Raw genomic sequence first — 20,705 nt, 5'->3', positions numbered from 1 at the left:
AACTCTCTCAAACAGCTAAGGGGTTATACAGTTCAGCAGACACGCAAAAGTTAAACTTGTGCCAATAAATGAAATAGATCAACTATCCAGAAAGTAATCTACAGTATTTAGATTTGCAAATGTTGCATTATCTGCATTTTATCAGCATAATATAGAAGTAATGTAATGCAGATATTATGCCGATAAAATTTACACCAAATTATACAATTACCTCCAAAATCGCTAGCTGCCTTATAAGAATTGAGGCAGCAAAGGAAAAAGTGTTACATTTACCACTCACTGTATCAATGCTTTCATCTCTTCGTGAAACTGCAAGGCTCTATACGACACACTATTCTACTATGATTGAAGGAAATCGACTTGAGCCTAAACAGATTGAAGAGATTTTAAAGCATAAAGGTCACTTTCCGAGGTATAAGAGAGATGAAAATGAGGTTAAAGGATATTATGCAGCCTTAACTCGAATTGAACAATGGGCAGCAAGGAGAATACCCATTACTGAGAAAGCTGTTCAAACACTGCATGCTCTAGTAATAGCAAGTGGAAAATCTAAAATAAAACCAACACCTTATCGTGATGGTCAAAACGTTATTCGTGATAGCCGTACACGTGCAATAATTTATATGCCACCTGAAGCAAAGGATGTACCAAAGCTCATGAGCAGTATGATTGATTGGATTCGTGACAGTGAGCAAGTGCCTTGCCCAATTATTGCAGGTATTGCGCATTATCAATTTGTAACAATTCACCCTTACTATGACGGTAATGGTCGTACTGCAAGATTGTTGACTACATTAATTTTACACCTTGGTGGATATGACCTAAAAGGACTTTATTCATTGGAAGAATATTATGCCAAGAATCTAGGAGCGTATTATGAAGCAATCAGTATAGGTCCATCGCACAACTATTACATGGGAAGAGCTGAAGCAGATATTACCAAGTGGATAGATTATTTTGTGGAAGGTGTGGCAATTGCATTTGAGAATGTTTTACAGCGTATAAACGAGGAAGGGCACAGAACTGACCAGACTGATCTTATACGTAAACTTGATCCTAAACAGCGTAGGGCTCTTGAGCTCTTTGGGGAATTTTCCATGATTACAGCTAGTCAAGTAGGCAAATTATTTAATTTTAAGCCTCGCACCAGTGCTCAGCTTTGTAAAAAGTGGGTAGAAATGGGATTTATTGAGGTTGTAGACTTTTCCAACAGAGGAAGAAAATACAAGCTTAGCAAGCAATATGAGGATTTGATTTCAAACTAAAAACTGTTTCTAATCTAGAATTCGGGTTAAAAGCACGCACTCAAGGCAAGTAGGACATGAGTACTAGCAGAATGGGGTATTGAAATCAAGCACGCTTCAGAGTGATTTTATTAAAAATGTACAGTATTTCTGTGAACTTTCTTAAGCAGACACGCAAATTGTGCCAATAAATGAAATAGATCAACTTACCCAGTTGCTTGGTTGAAAGCAAGAAGAAGACAAGGAGTACAATTTTACTATTATTTAACTGCTAGTATGGTATGTTAGGCAATCGTGTTGGATACAAAAATGGATAACTATGCGGGAATTAATAAACGCGTTGCAGCATATATAGTTGACCAAACGATATTCCTAGTCTGCTGTTCATCGTTTCTTTCATTAATTTTATTTATATTACCAGAAGAATTCCTTGCCAACTTTTTTAATTATTTCTTTCTTAATCCTGACAGGCTTTGTTGCATAGCACTGATAGGCATGTAAATCACAGTGAATTTACGCAGCTAATTTAAATTTAGCCATACCTATATCAGTAAATTTGTTCAATAAGTAGCACTTAATTAACAGCTCTTTTTCACGATTTACCTCTGATTTATTTTTCAAGCCAAACCCAAATATTTGCTTCAACCTATAGAAAAAGACTTCAATATAAGACCGTGCTCCATACTTAACTTTTTTCTTCCATTCATTAATACCATCTTCATAATTCTCATATGACCTAATTCTACTAATATACTTGTTTCTTTCTGATAAGTAGTCAGCTAAACAAATTTTAGTATCCTTCCTAGGGCGAATAATAGGCACAATATTGTATTTTCTGCATTCTTTATACACACTTTTTATATCATAAGCCGCATCTGCTCGAATAGAACAAATGTTATATTTATCACTGACTTCTTCTAACATATCGCAGACCGGCAAATAGTCTACAGCAACACCACTAGTGTAGTTCATGCTTATTGCTTTCTTATCATTTATGTTTAAAACAACATGTAATTTTCTTACTTGACCATAACCACTGTATTTTCTTTTTCGAATATTAAGCTTACTATGCCCACCGTTCTTATTGTAGATACTAACTCTAGTGCTATCTACGGCAATTTCAACATTTTCCAGATCATCTTTATTGCTTCTATGGTCATCAATCTTCAAATTAAGCTTTTTAAATCTTCTGGAAGCTTGTGTATAGCTGATAATCTTAAGTTTTTTGCCTATTTGTACCATATAACCTTTTACAAAACCTACAGCTTGTCTCAAGCCAATTCTAAAAAGATGAACTATTATGTGTATTAAAATTACAACTTTATCACTATAAGTGTTATTGCCACCTGCAACTTTTGGACTATTTTCATACCAATTTTCTATGGCTTGATTAACAAAATGAAAAACATTTCCTCTTTTTTTGAGAAACTCGTTATATTCTCTTTGGTTACTTACTCTCATTTTTTGTGGCATAAGTTGTACTTGTTTGAAAAATGCCTATTTTACAACAAAATGCGTTAGTAGCCATATATTAAAAAGCTTTTCTTCTTACAATAACCTCAACCAACACTAGCTATGCAACAAAGCCATGCGGACATGGTACAAAAAAATATCTCTTATCTGTTGCTTCAAATTCTTTCTCAATTCTGCTTATTCCATGAATTGTTGGCGTTGATACTAAAAAAATCTTTCGCCGTGCAAAAGTGTTAGTTCGAGCAATACTAAGCAGTACTGGATCTCCTTCTCCTCCTGAATCTCCTGGATACGCATCAATCTCATCAAGAAAGAGATACTTTACTGGCATAGATCGGAGGCCTACACTGCTGTTTGCTCCAGTTATTACTACTATTCCACCTGGAAATTCCTTACTTTGTACAGTATTGCCTGAGTCTCTTGATCTTGGGTCTTTTACTTTACTCTTTAAACATGGTGTACTCTCTATTAATGGTGCAAATCTTCCCTTTGACCAACGTTTTCCCATTTCAACTGTTGGCTGCACAACTAACATTGGACCTGGTGTTTGATCGATAATATAGCCAATCCAATTGTTACCAGCTTCTGTTCCCCCAATCTGCGCTCCTTTCATGAATACTACTTTTTCTGCTGGTGAGGATGGAGAAAGTGAATCCATGATTTCTTTTAAATAAGGAGTTCTTTCTGTTCTCCATTTACCTGGCTCTGATGCTGCAGTTGGCGCTAAAACTCGATACTCATTCGCCCACTCTGATACTTTAAGCTGGGGATCTGGTCTTAAACCTTCAGAAAAAGATGTTGCGTATATCATTGTCTGCATCTACTCATAATTGGTTCTATCTCGACACCATTAACAGTAGAACTACACTCCTCCAATTCCATACACATCTTTTTCTGAAATTCGTTTTCTATACATCTTTTGCTCATCTCACTTATCATTATTGCTATAACAAGCGCAAATATCCCTGTTATTGTTGCAAAAATGATTGCACTGCTTATTGTTGCTGCTGTTAAACCTATATATGCTGCCATTGCTACTGCGCTAACTGTAATACAGATGCAGATAATATTATTATGTTTTTTCATCCTTTTATCTGCTATTTCTTTCTGTGCTATATATTTATTATGAAGGGTTGGAAAATTAACAACGGTATCTCTGCAGAGTAACGCTCCATTTTTTTCATTAAATAAAACTTTAAGTAATTCTAATTTATTTGACTTGATTGCTAAGTGCAAAACAGGTGTATAACTTGCTCCTTTTTTCAGCAATAACTTTACTACATGTAAATGCCCTTTTTCCGCAGCAAGGTAAATCGGTGATAGACTTCTATTGTTTGAAATATCAATATCGATTTCTTCTTTTAAAATTGCATCTACAAGTTCAATTTCTCCTTTTTGTGCAGCTAAATGCAATAGACTATTCTTTTCAGAACCATATTTATTGCTCATCAAAGTCTTCTTTATCTCAGGTCTAGCGTAATCAAATGGTGTCTTGCCGCTATCGTCTTTTACCAGAGGGTCTATATCTTCTCGCGTTAGTAAGACCTCTATTGTTTTAAGTCTTTCAGCGTAATGTAGTGGCGTTTTATTTTCGTAGTCTTGTAAATTAACTTGAGCATTAGGCTCCTTTATTAAGCATTTGAGGATATCAAGACATAAGTCTCTTTCATCGTAATTAGTATTACTTACAGCTATATGAACAGGTGACAATTTCATTGAGTTTTGTCCCATACGTGCACTATTTACATCTGCTCCTAGCTTCAGCAGTAACTTTACTATCTCCAACTTTTTATTATTAACTGCATAGTGCATTGGTGTCTGATTTCGTGCATCAAAGACATCTATTTCGGCTTTTCCTTCTTCCACTAAAATTTTTACAACATTTTCATGTCCTATGCCCGCTGCTAGATGTAATGGCGTATGATGCAAAGCATTTCGTGCATTAACGTCAATACCTTTTCTGATCAAATATCTAACTGCATTAACTTCACCTATCATTGCGGCCAAATGAAGTAAGCTATCTTGTTCTGACCCGTATTTGTTATTAATTAGCGCTTGTAATATTTCTGCTTTTTTCCCTTCTTTGGCGTAATCAAGAGATGTTTTACCGTCATTATCTTCTACAAAAGGATTAATGTTCTTCTTTGTGAGTAACAAATCTACCATACTTAATTCGTCAAACTCTATAGCGCAATGTAGTGGGGTCTTTCCGTTTAACCCTCTGACATTAACATCTAATCCAGGTTGATTGATTAAACACTTTATTAACTCTAAACTTAAGTTATCAGCCATTTTGTATTCAAAATCTTTTTATGTTTAAAATTTAGCGTTAGATAATTCTTCAAGTGAGCTTGTAATCTCTTCAGTTAGCGCCATATGAATCTTTTCAGTGTCGCTCAGTGATGCAAGCAGTGCTGAAACTCTATTTGGAATATTAAGTAAATTATTACGGACAACTCTTGCTATGTTAAATGCTTCAGTTTTTACCTCTTCAATTGACACAAATTTACCTACTTCAGCTTTCACTTTAGCTTCCAATAGTTTACCACGCTCCATTTCATTTTTTATTCGCGTTTTTAGCAATATCGTTGAAAGTTTTTCTTCGTGCTCTAGGTTGTTCTTTCTCCTGAGTGGTTGACTTGGATCTCTTATTGCTGCTACCGCTTCATTTGCTTGTTCTCGGTCAATGAGCCCATCTTTGAGTTCAACAATTCCTTTCTTTACCAAAGAACAGACATATTGCTTTGAAAATCCTAGTTCTTTTGCCCATTCTGTTTGCGTGATTTTCACTTTTTTTTGCCTATTTTTTACGAGTTTTCTTCTTGAGTCTCTGAAAAGGTTTTGCCAATATCAGCAATTCCTTACCTGTTTATACTTTCCAATGTTTTAGAGATACTTTACTAACATCAAGCGAAGTACTCCGGTTTATAGCTGCTTTCTTTTTATATGGTGAAATTTGGCTATTTTCAACTAATACTATAAATTACATCTTTGTAGTTATGAGATTCAACCACTACTTGCTCTAGCGTTAAACTGCTGCATTTAGCATCTTTACTATGGTTTTCTTCAAGCACTTTTATTCTTGCTTCCTTTATTTCCTCAATGAACTTTTCATTAACTTTTTCTGGTTCAACTCTTTCCTCACAATATACAAGATTTGTGCAATTTGTTTTTCTGTAGTAATGTACTCCAAGGCATATCATTGATAGTGCAAGTATACTCGAGCCTACAAGTACTGATAGCCCTACGTTATTAATCAAAGCATTATGGTAAAACTTCTGTACACTACTAATACCACCTTCCACATACAGTAATAAAGGCCATACTATATTTGCAGCAACCAAACTGCTTAATAATGCTGTAAATAATGGCCTATCTTTGATTACTGATTCTACTTTATTTCTTCTACTAATGACTTTGTCGTCAATATTAATGAAATTGTTCTTACCCTTCCAAGCGTTAAGTGTAAAATGTGAATGAGTACCATTGCTGTATTCCAGTTTGACTGATTTTATTACTTTATCTTTTGGTTGATACTTTAGCACCTGATTCAAAGTTTCATTCGCATTCTTTCTCCCTACTTGACACTCTTCAATATCTCTAAATTGCTTTATTCCACAAAATATCGGACTAATTGCAACCAATAGTGCAACAGCTAGAATTGGTATAGTCACATAGATGGTACTGTTTGCAAAAAATGCAATTAATTGTGCTTTATTCTGTAAATATACCAAAGCTGCAGAAACGCTAAGTGCAACAGCAGCTATACCGAAAATTATAAATTCCTTCTGCTGCACTGTATATTTTACTCTTGGCAAAATTCTATTTGTTTTCTTTTCTTTTTTAATTAATGGAGTTTCTGAATTCACTCCTCCACTATTTGTTTGATCACTTTCATGTAGCAAAATATTTGAAGATATATCACTAAGTGTGTCAATAGATGACCTTTCTGATGCTCCCTCTCTATCAGATATTGAGTTATCTTTCAGTTTCTGTAGATCTGATCTTTGTACTCCAAAGCTATTACCACTTATTCCACTATCACTCCCTTCTAAAACCTTTTTTGGAGATTTTGTATCTTGGTTTATTTTTGAATAAATAGGCTCGCCATTAGCTAGTTCTTCGTTTATTTCTGAATAAATAGGATCAGCATTAACTAGTTCCTCTATATTTTCCTCGTTATATGATTTTACTTCTAATGATGATTTTGATGGTGCAATAGACTGTATAACATTTGACACATGATTTTTTGCTGTTCTAGGTGAAGGTGGAGCCACACTCCTACTATTGTCCTGCTGTACGATTTTAGGTGATGACTTTGGCTTATCCCCTGATTTTCTATCCTCTTCATGCACATCTATTTTGTCATATGTTTGGCAGTTGGAAGATGTGCTGAATGCCACATTAAACTGATCAGGATAATATCCACCGTTATATCCTATTCCATTTGCCTCACAAACTGCATTAAATTCGTCCTCTATGTCTTCACCCTCATCTAATGATGAAAGTGCATCAAATTGATCAGCACCTGCCTCGTCCATTTCTAGTGTAATACTGCTATCACTACCATTTCTAATCACATTCGAAAAAGCTGCCTTGTATTCAGTGTTGCACTGCTTCAGATCGTGACTACCACAAGTTCGCTTCATATGTTTCTCCTTAATAATAGGTGTTTGCTTCGTACCTTTTTCAAACAATTCAATTCTCTTCTTAACAGATAGTGTAGAATCTGAAACATTATTTTCTACTTCTTCAGAAAACAACGATGTTTCATTACTTGTTTGCGACGTTACTACTCCAGCTGACGTCTTTGCTTGATTCATTGAGTGCATCACATTTAATCCAAAGTTATTTGTTACGCTAAACTCATTAAAATACGGTATATACCAGTAAATTAATATTACAACTACTCAGGCTTACTAAATTTCTGTTTGCATTATCCCTTCCACTTTTTTCTTACTGTTTTTCTTCTTGAATTTCTGCAAAAGTTTTACCAGTACCAGAAAGAATTGCCTCCCTACCTGTGTATATTTGCCAACGTTTTATGGTTACATCTACAAACTTTGAATCTAGCTCTATTGTTCTACAAATTCTTCCTGTTCTCTTACATGCAATCAGTGTGCTGCCAGAACCGCTAAATGGATCAAGTACAGTATCCCCAGGTCTGCTGCTATTAACTATTGCTTTCTCCATTAGCTCTACTGGCTTCATTGTTGGGTGCAGTGAGTTATGTATTGGCTTATCATAAAACCATAGATCACTTTGATTTCTACCTCCATGCCAATCACGTTTATTGCCATTTTTCCAACCGTAGAGCATTGCTTCGTATTGTCTCTGATAATCAGATCTGCCTAGCGTAAAGTGATTCTTTGCCCAAATGATAAATGTTGACCATTTTCCTCCCGCTTCCTCAAATACTTTTTGTAACGTTGAAAACTCTGATGATGATATGCAGATGTAAATTGCACCTTTCGTATATGCTAAAATATGGGAACAGATGTCGTAGAGAAAAAGTTCGTACTTTTCACCTTGATTATCGTTTAATATCTTTTTATCTTCCCTACTACCATAGTCAACGTTATATGGAGGATCACAAACAGTAATGTCTGCCATTTTATCATCTAACAGCGCTTTATATGATTCAACTACAGAGCTATCACCACAATAGATTCGATGATCACCTAAAATCCATAAATCACCTGGTTTTGTTACTTTTTTGTCATCAATAGCTAAGTCAGAAAGATCTTTTTTTTCACCATCAAAATCATCGAGAAACCGTTGAACTTTTTCTAATTCAAATCCTGTCATTTTAAGATCAAACTGTAAATCTTCTAACTCTTGAATTTCTACTTTCAAAAGCTCATCATCCCACTTTGCCCAATTAGCTGATTGATTTGCCAGTAATCGAAAAGCTTTGGTTTGTGGTTCATTTAGATTATCACTTAAGACCACTGGAATACTTTCCATACCAAGTTTTCTTGCTGCTTTAAGTCTTAAATGACCATCAACCACAGTGCCATCGCTTTTTGCAACTATTGGTATACGAAAGCCGAATTCCCTGATTGAAGCACACATTCTGTTGACCACATCGTCATTTTTACGAGGATTACGCTTATATTCGACGAGGTTTTCAACAGGATAGTAGTGGATTGCTAAATTCATATCTTAATAATTAAAAAGTTAATATTCAAAATATCTCTGACGCTAAAGAAGGCCTGAGGTCGAACCCACCAAACCCGCCATTATGGCCGAAAGGACCCACTTTTTATGGATTTTTCATCTTATTAATATCTTTACTGAAATCCATAACATAGAACATTAATGCTAAAGCATCAGATTCATTATCATCTTTAGGCAAACCCCCTTTTTCCTTTACAGCTTCAATAACTTCACTCTTACTTGCATTACCTTTGCCTGTTATAAAGCGTTTTATAGTTTTAACATTAACACCTTGGTAGGGAATATTGTTCTCTTCACACCAAGCAGACAGCACTGCAAGAAAACCACCATAGCAATGCGCTGCATCAGTTCCTAGATGTCTTCTTACTTCCTCAAAATACACTGCAGTGAACTCATGTTTCAAAGAATTAAGCCAATTGTGAAAACTTAAAAAACACATTCCACCTCCACTGAAACGGCTACCATGAAAGCTTTTGCTTCCACTTTCAATTACTCCATCTGTTAGAATTGCCCAGCCCGTTTGTTTGCCAAGATCTAATGTTAAAATCGACGTACAAAAACTCCTTTGTGTAATTAAAGTTCAATGCCCTGTATAATATATATGTACGATGACTCGCAAATTCGTCCGCAATTTTGAAAAAAAATTAAAAAAAATTTTCATATTCCTTTTCCTACCATTTAAGTTTTTACTTATCTCAATAGCTATTTCACATAATTTATATTACGTCAATATTTATATTATTATATTATCATATATTATATTTTACCTTTATTTAAATATATATATAATATATATAAGACTTCAGTAATCCGTAAATCCTCTTCACTGGCCGATTTTAGCCACTTAACTTTAGAAACGGCTTTTAGGAATAGAACATAAAAAAGACAATATTATCAATAACTTAACGATCACTGCTTTCTGAAATACTAATTAGTAACTCAGAAATTAGGTACGAAATTGGTAGTTTTTTACCTATGAAAAAGTAGCTTCAGTAGTGTATCAAAACGTTTAAATCTTATTTTAATTTTTAAAGATTTTATTCTTTTAGATAAAAAAATTATTACTACTTTTTTATAATAAATTAGTCATACAAAGTCTTGGTAAAAATCTCTATTCATGAAACTTTTGGAGTTTTTATGAAGAATTCTTATCAAGGAATCGATTCTACAATTGTTAAACATGTGAGATTTCAAGCTTCGCGCCTTAAATCCAAAAGCTGTTTTATTAACGAAAGTCTCGAAGATATAGAACAAGAGCTTTTTTGTCAGGTTTGGCAATATCTGAACCAGCACGATGAGAAAAGAAGTAGTTTTAGTACTTTCGTTGCTAGATTAGCTAATTATTGTGCTCGCAATATGTTACGCAATCAGTTGTGTCTAAAACGTAATATAACTTTTGATGATATAAACGACGATATTCCAGATCATAGGAACTCGGAAATCGAAGCGATAATTCGCACTGATATAAATAATATAATTTCAACTTTGTCTGAAAAAGATAGTAATTTATGTCAATTACTTAAGGTATTTACTATTACTGAAGTTTCTGTAATAACCAAAATACCAAAGACAACTATCTATCGCACACTAGAACGAATACGCGATAAATTCTCAGTTTTAGAGAAGTTATAAGCTCTCGATTATATTTGCTCAAAATTTTTTTTTTGCAAATTGCGGACGAATTGCCTAGGTCATCGTACATATATATTTAGGTACTGGGAGAAAAATGAAAATAATGAACAGCAATGAACGGCTAAAAGTTCAAACAGGTATAAAAATGGTCATCTTTGGTCCTTATGGTATAGGTAAAACTAGTCTCTTAAAGACCATAAATGAACCAACACTTTGTCTTGATTTTGAGGCAGGTTTACTTGCTGTTCAAGATTGGCAAGGGGATTCTGTAAGTATTCGTACTTGGAATGAGGCAAGAGATATTGCATGTCTCATAGGTGGTCCTAATCCTGCGTGGCTTTGTTGCATAGCTAGTGTTGGTTGAGGTTATTGTAAGAAGAAAAGCTTTTTAATATATGGCTACTAACGCATTTTGTTGTAAAATAGGCATTTTTCAAACAAGTACAACTTATGCCACAAAAAATGAGAGTAAGTAACCAAAGAGAATATAACGAGTTTCTCAAAAAAAGAGGAAATGTTTTTCATTTTGTTAATCAAGCCATAGAAAATTGGTATGAAAATAGTCCAAAAGTTGCAGGTGGCAATAACACTTATAGTGATAAAGTTGTAATTTTAATACACATAATAGTTCATCTTTTTAGAATTGGCTTGAGACAAGCTGTAGGTTTTGTAAAAGGTTATATGGTACAAATAGGCAAAAAACTTAAGATTATCAGCTATACACAAGCTTCCAGAAGATTTAAAAAGCTTAATTTGAAGATTGATGACCATAGAAGCAATAAAGATGATCTGGAAAATGTTGAAATTGCCGTAGATAGCACTAGAGTTAGTATCTACAATAAGAACGGTGGGCATAGTAAGCTTAATATTCGAAAAAGAAAATACAGTGGTTATGGTCAAGTAAGAAAATTACATGTTGTTTTAAACATAAATGATAAGAAAGCAATAAGCATGAACTACACTAGTGGTGTTGCTGTAGACTATTTGCCGGTCTGCGATATGTTAGAAGAAGTCAGTGATAAATATAACATTTGTTCTATTCGAGCAGATGCGGCTTATGATATAAAAAGTGTGTATAAAGAATGCAGAAAATACAATATTGTGCCTATTATTCGCCCTAGGAAGGATACTAAAATTTGTTTAGCTGACTACTTATCAGAAAGAAACAAGTATATTAGTAGAATTAGGTCATATGAGAATTATGAAGATGGTATTAATGAATGGAAGAAAAAAGTTAAGTATGGAGCACGGTCTTATATTGAAGTCTTTTTCTATAGGTTGAAGCAAATATTTGGGTTTGGCTTGAAAAATAAATCAGAGGTAAATCGTGAAAAAGAGCTGTTAATTAAGTGCTACTTATTGAACAAATTTACTGATATAGGTATGGCTAAATTTAAATTAGCTGCGTAAATTCACTGTGATTTACATGCCTATCAGTGCTATGCAACAAAGCCAGACTGAATTAGCCAAAAAGTATATTTGTACATACGCTAAAGAACATTATAAAAATGTCATATGGATAAATGCTGAAAATGATAAAACAATTGCAGGTTCATTTTATAGACTGGCTTCAGATAAATTAGGGATTAAAACAAAAAATGCAGATAGGGAGGAAAAACATGTAAAGTCCATTATAGAGGAAGTATTTAAATCTTTCTCTACACAAAAGAGTCTTTTTGTTTTTGATAATGTTGAAGGATTGGGATATTTAAAGCAAATTTTACCACTCAATAATTTAATGCCTAATGTTAAAATACCTTATATTTTGATTACTTCCCGTAGTAAAGAATGGGACAAAAAGGTAAAAACTATAGATCTAGATACGTTGAGTTTAGATGATTCAATAAAATTTATAAAGAAAGGGCTAGAGATAGAAGATGAATCCCAGAACGACCAAATAGGAAATTTAGTAAAAGAACTGCAGTATTTCCCTTTAGCTATACACCAAGCAATAGCACATATAAAAGAAACACAAGAGAGCTATAATTTTGAAGGTTACTTGGGAAAATATAGGGAAAAGACTAAGGAGTTGATTAACCATAAGGTGTTTGAATGGGTTAATAATGGTTATACTAAAACAACTTATACAGTTTGGGAAGTTACGCTTGATAGAATAATAGAGGATAAAGAATATGGGCAGTTGGCTTTAGATATTCTTAGTACTATAGCTTATTTTGCACCTAAAAATATTGGAAGAGAAATGTTTTTGAGTTTAGCAGGTGGTAGTCAAACGAAATTAGAATCAGCTATCAATTTGCTTGTAAATTACTCTATGGTAAACGATGAACAAAAGCAAAGCTTGAGTGTTCATAGGCTAGTTCAAGAAGTGACAAGATTAAAACTGCGAGAACAGCAAAAAGAGGAAGAAGTTCTGAAAAAAGCTCTGGAATTAATAAAGAGCTCTACTATAAAAAAGGAAAATATAAGTCACGTTACTTCTGTTTTGGATTATGCAAGTAGGTATAATAAATTGATTAATAATTTTGATTTTACTTACAGGGAACGTAAATATACCCCACTTAATCTACTTATTGAGGGTAATAGAGAAGAAGGGGTTAAAAATATGTTAGACAATCTAAGACGCGAGAGGTATCCAAGTAAATTGCTTAAAGTTATCAATACTCTCGATGAATATGGCTATTCTCCTTTAAGGGTTGCTATTGAGAATTCTAACTTACAGATAGTAAAGTATCTTATAGAAAATGGTGCTGATTTAGATATTAAGTATGAAAAGGGTCTTACTCCTCTACATTTTGCTGCTTTGTTTGGTGACTTGGAATTAGCAAGATACCTTGTAGATGAAAAAGATTGTAGTTTTAATGTCTTAGATAAATATGGAAAAAGCCCACTACATATTGCCTCTGAAAATGGTAGGATAGAGTTGGTAAAGTACCTAGTAGGTGAGAAAAAGGCTAATATCAATGTTTTAGATAATCAGCACATGGCTCCTTTACATTTTGTTGCTGAAAATGGTAACTTAGAATTAGCAAAATACCTTATAGAAAAAGGAGCTGACTTTTTTCTCTGTGATAAGTTTGGTTTTAATCCTATAGCACGTGCTATTGATAGAAGCCAAGATGGTATAGTAAAATATCTTATAGGAGTTAAGGATAGATTTGGTTATACCTATTTACACAAGGCTGCTTTCGACGGTGATTTGGATCTTTTTAAGCTTCTTATAAATCATAATGCTGATTTGTACAGAGTTGACAATGATGGTTCCTCTCCTCTACACCGAGCTGCTGAAAATGGTAAGCTTGAAATAGTAAGGTATATTATAGATAAAAAACTTTATAACATTGATGCTGTTAACAATGACAAACAAACACCACTGCTGTTAGCTGCTCAGAATGGTCATTTGGAAATAGTGAAATTTCTTGTAGATAAAGGAGCTGATTTTTTTCTCCCTGATAAGTTTGGTTTTACTCCTCTAAAACGCGCTATTGATAGAGGACATGAGAAGGTAAAAGAATATCTTGAAGAAAAGGGTAGATCTATAGCGGATGAATGCTTGCCAAGTCCAAGTTATAGGCAGAAAAGAGAAGCTGAAAGTAAATGTTTATTTACCTGGGAAGACGTGGATGAATTTAATGAGGAGAAAGATGAAAGAAGAAATTTAGGTAAAATTAAAATAGATGGTGAAAAGTTTATTGATTACATTAAAGATTTACCAGAAGGAAAGCAGGATCAGCTAATTCAATTAGCAGATAAAGTGAGAATTGTAGGTAATTCTCAAGGTCTTGTAAGTAAGCTTACTAGTAATCAAAAAGTTATGAATCATTTAAGCAAGGTAGGAAAAATCTCCGTCATGACCATGCATGGAATGATGGCTAAAAATGTTCTCGCTGACTTTTTAAATGGAGATTATAAAGGTGTAGCAATAAATATTGGTTTTATAGCAGGTGGTCAAGGATTTGCTAAAGTTGCTGAAATTGCATCTCTTAAAGGGCTAAAATTAGCTTCAGAAGGAAAGTTGTTACTTGGTAGATCTTTAAAAGCAGCATCTCCTTTTCTTGCTCGTGGTACTTCTGCTTTTGTTGTCTATGATTTGGTCAATCAGATAAAAGCATTTAAAAATGGTACAGAAGAAGCGCTAGTTGGTGTAGTAGGAGATAGTATTTACTTGGGAGTTGACGCTGCAGAGATTGGTATAGAAATTGCTGAAGCTTTTGAGGTTCTAGAAGGAGTATCAAGTGTTACTGGTCCTATTGGAGCTGCAGTTGGAGCTGTAGTATTTATTGGTACTGATATTTATATGGCAGTAAAAAGAGTTGATAAAATTGATGAGATAGTGCACTTAACTGGAGGAGAAAAAATTATTGAGGGGTTACGTGCATTTGTAGGTATGAAACCTGAACAATATATAGAGGAATTAATGGAAAGAAAACAGCTTAATGATCAATTAGTTAAGCAACGACTTGAATATTTAAAAGAACATAATAGTATCCAAAGGTATGTTTTTCCTACTAAAAAATCAATTGTAGATTCTTGTGAGACTTTTACTAGAGAAATCGTTGGCATGAGAGGACATTTTAAGGTATTAGAAAGTGAAAGATGTAAGGTTAAAGTTCAGGATGATTTAGATAATGTGGCATTTTTGGATAAGAAAGTAAGTAATGTAATTTATGAAAGAGCAAAGCCAGATAATCCAAATGAAGGAAAATTATTCTGTCTTCCAACTGATCCAATACGTCCTGAAAGCGGAGGTGAAAGTGCTTACCTTTGTCATGATACAATAGGCTTGGATTATCAGGCAAATAGAACAGGAGATTATACTTTAATTACATTGGGAAAAGGCAGAGATAGAGCAATTGGATTTAAATATAGTCCTAATGTTTTCTTGGTAGACGATGGTGATAAGGACTTTACTGGAGGTAATAAAGATGATTTGTTCATCCTAGTAGGTAATAGGGTTAAAGGAAGGTTAGATGGAGGTGGTGGAAATAATACACTAAACTTAGCAGAGTTTTCCTTGAATGAGAATCTCAACATAAAACCTGACTCACATAAAAACGATAGTTCAATATCCTCATTCTCTAATGATATTAGAATAAAAAATATGAATATAATTTACGGTAGGAAAGGAAAACAGGATATAGTGGATTGTGGATGCGATGTAAAATATATAGATGGTCAAGGTGGCTTAAGTAATAACACTCCTGATAATATCACCATACCATATTGTTATAGACCTAATGAAAAGAAAGTAATAGTAAGACCTAGTACTGAAATAAATAATTTAGACCAATCAAGTAACGGAAATTTTGATTACATTATTCTTCCTGACAAAGGAAAAGCTAAAATTAATATTGAACCTGATTTCTCTCTTGCAAGACAAAGAAAGCATAATTTTTTATTTAACTATACCCTTTTTGATTTAGCAAGCGTTGATATTAAAAACATTAAAGATATCAATCATTGGCATGCTGGTTATGGAAATATGACTCATACAATGAGAAATGTTACTTTTAGTTTCCTATCAACTTTATCGAAAGGTAAGTCTATTAATGAAAAGTTTGATATAACAATTTCAGATATTCCAGCTAACGCCTCTTATATACTGAGTGACAATACTGAGATAAAAATAGGAAAAAACAATTTATATGCAATGCATAGTACTGATAAAACTATTGATGAGATTGTTGAAAATTATCCAACTATAGCAGATCATTTAAGGATGTCTCTTTTTATAAGTACAAACAATGAGACTGTTGTTATGGGGCATGGAAATCATGATATAATTAATAATAATTTTTTACAAAAAAGTCATTTAATTGGTAGTGGTGGTGCAAATGTATATGTGATTACTTCAGGTCATGAGATACTTGATATAGAAAACCTTCCTATTTCAGAAGTTGTAATTTATGATTATTTCAATAAAAAGAACAGTTTAAAGGATACATTAGATTTACGTCAGTTAGTAGGACAAGTAAATGGTGACTTGAGTATAGAGCCAATATCAAAGATTATCAAAGATAAAAATGATTTGTTGATAAAGTTATCTATATCAGCTACTGCCTTAAAGCAAGATGTAATAACGGTTAGACTAAAAGATGCATTTGTAAATAACTGGTATAAGGAATTACAAGTTATTCTTAATAATGCGCCTATGAAAATAAGTTCTGAATTAGAGTTAAAACCACTACCTTTGATATTTGATAGGGATAAAGAAGTAATTGTAGTCGCACCTCAAGAAGTAGAAGAAAAAAGTGAATTAATTATATCTAAAGAAGCAGGGCAATATACTTTTCTTTATTCTGGAGGGCTTTGTTGCATCGCTACTTATGAAAGGCTAACTATAGCTAGGATTATAAGCAACCTATTGAACATCTTGTTTTTTTGCAATCAATCTGATCAAATTTAAGAATAGTAATTTATTATTTATATTAATAAACTTAATTCTATTGAAAATAGCTAAAGCATTGAAATTCTTGAATTTTAGCCGGATTAGTGAGTGGTAGTGAAATTTCTTTTACTCAAATTTAGGTATTCACTGACCGTTCTTGTTATAAATACCAGAATAATAAGCTACTGATATTCTCCATCTTTTTTATCTTTAATCCATCATAGCTAGCGATGCAACAAAGCCATTCTGGATATGACTTAATGATTACCAACGTTTTTAATGCTGATATGGAAATAAGCAAGTTTTGTACTATATGTCTTAAAGATTTTTATGAGCAGCCTAAAATGGGAACATTATCTATAAAATTTAATGACACAGAAATATTGTTAAGTAATGAAATAGATAAAATAAATAATGCAGATAGTATTAGTGACAAACTAAATATGAATGGTTACATTAGTTCTATCGTTAAGTTACAAGGTTCTGCACCTTTAGAGGCTGCAAGTAGTAATCATCCTATTAGGCACAAAAGACATAAGGATCATAGTAGATATGAAGATGGTATGCATCTTATAAGACATAAGAATCATAGAGTACAGAAGCATAATATTGATTACCAAGAAGATATGCATTACAGCATAGATCAACTAGAAATAGCAACAAGCAGTGGTGCAAAACCGTCTTCATGGATAAATAATTTGTTTAGTTGGGTAAAAAGCTCTATAGGTGGGTTATTAGGTTCTAGAGCTGCTTTACCTGGGAAAACATTCACTCAAAGTTCAATCTCACAAATTAGTGCACCAATCGATGTAAATGGTACAATAATGTTACTTGATTTATTAATTAGAAAAGTTACAGGTCAAAAGTATATTTCTACAGTAGATCAGTCTATATCTCCACTAGAAGCAAAGGGCTATGCACTCAGTATTACAAAGAGATTTGAGAAAGTAGTAGAGCAAGCTGGATTAAAAAGTGGTGTATCAATGCATCGATTAAATATTGATTTTGTGGAAATACAGAAAGAAGTTACAGGAAAAATCATGAGTGGTAAATTTGATGAGATTTCGGGAGTTTTAAACTCATACCTAGAAGAAGCATGTCCTGGTAGAGAAGCAGGATGCCCTGGTAAGTTAAGTCCGAAAAAGTTTGACAAGTTTATAGCTCAATTTAATAAGGGTCTGATAAATCAATCAATAGAGCAGATATTACACAACAGAGATGGTACATTAGAAGTTTATGGTGCAAAGCAAATGAGTTTAGAGCCTCAAAGTTATTTAAGTAATGCTTCAGTTCACAGCCACTCAGAAGTATCAACTTGTCTTTCTGAGATAGGAGTAACCAAACTTGGGGTAATCTCAATAGGTAGGTTATAATATAAGAGGTAATATGCCAAGTAGTAGAAAATTTAAAGTGAAGGTGGCAAAATTAGCCACAAAATCATTAGGTATACCAGTAGCAAGTTTGATGGTTCTAATACTAACATGAATGAAGTAAGAATACAAGACTAGAGTTGGGGAATAAATGGTTAATATACTATTCATATTAAACTTACAGCACGTAGCTTTGATATAGAAGTTTGGGTAACGTTATGATAGTAATTTATATAATTCTATGTGCAATCTTTATAGCCATTTTAGACAGTTCACTAGATTCTTAATGAGGGGATGTTTCTAACTTAGAGAAGGTTTTCATAAGTGAATAAGTAGGAGTATTATGTTTTTTCTTTGAGTTGTGAAATTTCAGAATGAGAGAGGCCGGTAATTTGAGCTATAACATCTATAGAGACACCGGCCTTAAGTGAGTTTTTGGCTACTTCAACTTTACCTTTTTGATGGCCGATTAGGATGCCTTCTTGTCTGCCAATTTTCAAGCCTTTTGCAGTAGCATCATCAAGTTTTTGTTCCAAGATAGCAGCTTCTTTCTGTAAATCCATTACTCTTTCTTCATAAGCTACAAGATCTTTCTCATTCCAATGAAACTTATCTAGCTCATCATATGCTAATTTTATTATTGGTGATTTTTCTGCTATTTTTCTTAAATCTTCATCAGTTGTTTCTTCTGCATATTTAAAGAAAAATAGCCAACGATCTACTACATTTTCTAGCTGCTCTTCTCTGTTCTTAGGAAACTTTGGTAACTCAATGAAAATAAATTGAAAATCTTTTAAGTCATGCTCATTAGTTTTTTCATCTCTTATGGTATGGCTAGATATATAATCAAGCTTATCAGGAAATAAAATACAATCCGCTATAGCAATAAAGAAAACCTTCTTTAAATCAATGTACTTACCACCTTTATCAGCCTGCCTCGAGTAAGCCTTAGCAGCATATAATTGAGCCCGTTTTTCGAAGCCTTTATCACGAGCGAGTTGCATCTCAATCACGTATCTGGCCCCAGTGGAATCTCTGCACAGAACATCGACAATACTCTGCTTATCAGAGGCAATTTCAGGGTCCATAATGGTGCTAAGGAATTTAACTTCTTGTATAGTATTTATTTCAGTAAACCCCAAAATATCATTCAAAAAGTGGATAAGGATATTCTTATTTTTTTCAGTACCAAAAATTTTCTTAAATGTTAAATCAAGCTTAAGATCTAAAAATTTTGAGAGAGCCATGAGAAAGTAAGATAAAAAGCATTAATAATTATACACAATTGTGAAGAAATATTCAACTAAAATTCAAACATAGAAAGAAGTATCCCTTTTGTATATCTTTATTTGGTAGTATTAACCTGTATAATATTTATGGCAAATATCTCTATAAGGTATCAGATAGCAGAAAAAGTGAAAAGCTGGAGGTTAAAAAGAAAATATACTCAAAAAGATTTAGCAAAAAAAATCAGTACAACATATCAGGTAATACTGCAATATGAAAAAGGAACACGCAGAATTTCAATTAAGAAGTTATATGAATTAGCAGAAGCATTATCAACAACTGCTAGAGATCTAGCTTGCGGACAAGAAGTATCAAATGAGGAAAGGTATGAGGAAGAAGAGATATTAAATCTAGTAAGAAGACATAAAGAGATTAAGGATCAAGAATTACGTGAAACGTTTTACTTATTAACCAAATTCATCCGTATTAGTGAGGAAGAAAGTGGAAAGGCAGTAAAAGTAGAGGTGGCAAAGGGTTTAGTTAAGGAAGGAGTTTCTGCTCATGTTATCTCTCAAACGACCAGTTTATCTATTGATGAATATGATAATGATGAGAAAAAAATTTCTATTCCGTATAAAGTAGGTCAAAGAATAAAAGAATGGAGATTGATACGAGGATACACTCAAGAAGATTTAGCAAGCAAAGTGGGCGTAATAAATCAAAGAATATATGAATATGAACAAGGACGAGCTGCTGTTTCACTTGAAATGTTAGATGAAATAGCAAAGGTACTATCAATTAGTATTACAGACCTACTTCCAGAAACAAGAGAAAATGAGAATAGTGAAGCAGAGCTATCAAGGTTAATAGAAGAATATAAAAAGATTAAAAGCCAAGAGCTACGTAATGTACTAATAAAATCTCTGTTTGAAAGCATGCAAGTTTGCAAAGAGAAAGTGAAGAGAGTAGAAAAGATGAGAATTGCAAAGAATTTAGTTAAGGAAGGAATTTCTATCAATATTATTTTAAAAACAGTGGGCATCTCTTTAGACGAAATTCAACAAATTTAAAATAAAAAATCAGTATCTATTAATATACTTACTTTTTGATGAAAAAATAAGTGAAAAAGATTGAAAAATTAATTTGACTTCACTCGAAAGCTATGGCTCTATGCCAATGCTGACAAAAAAACAGCAGTAAATATATAAAAACATTTTGTTATTAGTGAAGGGT

The 20,705-nt window shown here is 33.2% G+C and carries 14 protein-coding genes and 2 pseudogenes; 8 read left to right on the top strand and 8 right to left on the bottom strand.

The window, feature by feature from the left end:
- Positions 1 to 176 precede the first annotated feature (176 nt).
- Both ABWU38_RS04275 and ABWU38_RS04270 read left to right on the top strand, forming a co-directional pair.
- Complete coding sequence (locus ABWU38_RS04275) at positions 177 to 1,265, top strand: Fic family protein (protein ID WP_253309131.1); 1,089 nt, start codon at positions 177 to 179, stop codon at positions 1,263 to 1,265.
- Positions 1,266 to 1,538: 273 nt separating this feature from the next.
- Positions 1,539 to 1,745 carry a hypothetical protein gene (locus ABWU38_RS04270; RefSeq protein ID WP_353272529.1) on the top strand — a complete coding sequence of 69 codons (207 nt, stop codon included), beginning with the start codon at positions 1,539 to 1,541 and terminating at the stop codon, positions 1,743 to 1,745.
- A 12-nt stretch (positions 1,746 to 1,757) separates the two neighbouring features.
- Here the strand turns inward: ABWU38_RS04270 and ABWU38_RS04265 are convergent, their stop codons facing one another.
- From ABWU38_RS04265 to ABWU38_RS04235, 7 genes and pseudogenes are all read right to left on the bottom strand, one after another.
- Positions 1,758 to 2,717, bottom strand: coding sequence for an IS5 family transposase (locus ABWU38_RS04265; RefSeq protein ID WP_353272271.1), 960 nt, complete (start codon positions 2,715 to 2,717; stop codon positions 1,758 to 1,760).
- Positions 2,718 to 2,832: 115 nt separating this feature from the next.
- Positions 2,833 to 3,528: pseudogene (locus ABWU38_RS04260) on the bottom strand (phage terminase large subunit family protein); the annotation flags it as partial.
- A complete protein-coding gene (locus ABWU38_RS04255) occupies positions 3,525 to 5,009 on the bottom strand; it encodes an ankyrin repeat domain-containing protein (protein WP_353272528.1) in 1,485 nt (494 codons plus the stop codon). The pseudogene ABWU38_RS04260 and the gene ABWU38_RS04255, both read right to left, overlap by 4 nt.
- A 24-nt stretch (positions 5,010 to 5,033) precedes the next feature.
- Positions 5,034 to 5,507 (bottom strand): hypothetical protein, encoded by a 474-nt coding sequence (locus ABWU38_RS04250; RefSeq protein WP_264687789.1) that lies wholly within the window; start codon positions 5,505 to 5,507, stop codon positions 5,034 to 5,036.
- Between the two features lie 176 nt (positions 5,508 to 5,683).
- On the bottom strand, positions 5,684 to 7,540 hold the full coding sequence (locus ABWU38_RS04245; RefSeq protein ID WP_353272527.1) for a hypothetical protein: 1,857 nt from the start codon (positions 7,538 to 7,540) through the stop codon (positions 5,684 to 5,686).
- A gap of 133 nt (positions 7,541 to 7,673) precedes the next feature.
- Positions 7,674 to 8,879 carry a DNA modification methylase gene (locus ABWU38_RS04240; RefSeq protein WP_353272526.1) on the bottom strand — a complete coding sequence of 402 codons (1,206 nt, stop codon included), beginning with the start codon at positions 8,877 to 8,879 and terminating at the stop codon, positions 7,674 to 7,676.
- A 103-nt stretch (positions 8,880 to 8,982) separates the two neighbouring features.
- A complete protein-coding gene (locus ABWU38_RS04235) occupies positions 8,983 to 9,444 on the bottom strand; it encodes a crossover junction endodeoxyribonuclease RuvC (protein WP_174515997.1) in 462 nt (153 codons plus the stop codon).
- Positions 9,445 to 10,034: 590 nt separating this feature from the next.
- On the opposite strand from ABWU38_RS04235, the gene ABWU38_RS04230 reads away from it, so the two are divergent.
- From ABWU38_RS04230 to ABWU38_RS04210, 5 genes and pseudogenes are all read left to right on the top strand, one after another.
- On the top strand, positions 10,035 to 10,529 hold the full coding sequence (locus ABWU38_RS04230; protein WP_019236463.1) for a sigma-70 family RNA polymerase sigma factor: 495 nt from the start codon (positions 10,035 to 10,037) through the stop codon (positions 10,527 to 10,529).
- A 94-nt stretch (positions 10,530 to 10,623) separates the two neighbouring features.
- Positions 10,624 to 10,863, top strand: a pseudogene (locus ABWU38_RS04225) (AAA family ATPase); the annotation flags it as partial.
- 116 nt (positions 10,864 to 10,979) lie between these two features.
- Positions 10,980 to 11,939, top strand: coding sequence for an IS5 family transposase (locus ABWU38_RS04220; protein ID WP_353272271.1), 960 nt, complete (start codon positions 10,980 to 10,982; stop codon positions 11,937 to 11,939).
- Between the two features lie 31 nt (positions 11,940 to 11,970).
- Complete coding sequence (locus ABWU38_RS04215; protein ID WP_353272525.1) at positions 11,971 to 16,893, top strand: ankyrin repeat domain-containing protein; 4,923 nt, start codon at positions 11,971 to 11,973, stop codon at positions 16,891 to 16,893.
- A gap of 212 nt (positions 16,894 to 17,105) precedes the next feature.
- Complete coding sequence (locus ABWU38_RS04210) at positions 17,106 to 18,248, top strand: latrotoxin-related protein (protein ID WP_353272524.1); 1,143 nt, start codon at positions 17,106 to 17,108, stop codon at positions 18,246 to 18,248.
- Positions 18,249 to 18,586: 338 nt separating this feature from the next.
- On the opposite strand, the gene ABWU38_RS04205 is transcribed toward ABWU38_RS04210, so the two are convergent.
- Entirely contained in the window at positions 18,587 to 19,492 is a 906-nt protein-coding gene (locus tag ABWU38_RS04205; RefSeq protein ID WP_353272523.1) for an Rpn family recombination-promoting nuclease/putative transposase, read from the bottom strand.
- A 129-nt stretch (positions 19,493 to 19,621) separates the two neighbouring features.
- Here ABWU38_RS04205 and ABWU38_RS04200 point away from each other — a divergent pair, with 129 nt between their 5' ends.
- Complete coding sequence (locus ABWU38_RS04200; protein ID WP_353272522.1) at positions 19,622 to 20,542, top strand: helix-turn-helix domain-containing protein; 921 nt, start codon at positions 19,622 to 19,624, stop codon at positions 20,540 to 20,542.
- The last annotated feature ends 163 nt before the right edge of the window (positions 20,543 to 20,705 follow it).

Source organism: Wolbachia endosymbiont (group A) of Urophora cardui, assembly GCF_964028435.1.
Lineage (GTDB): Bacteria > Pseudomonadota > Alphaproteobacteria > Rickettsiales > Anaplasmataceae > Wolbachia.
This window is presented reverse-complemented; position numbering and strand designations above follow the sequence as displayed.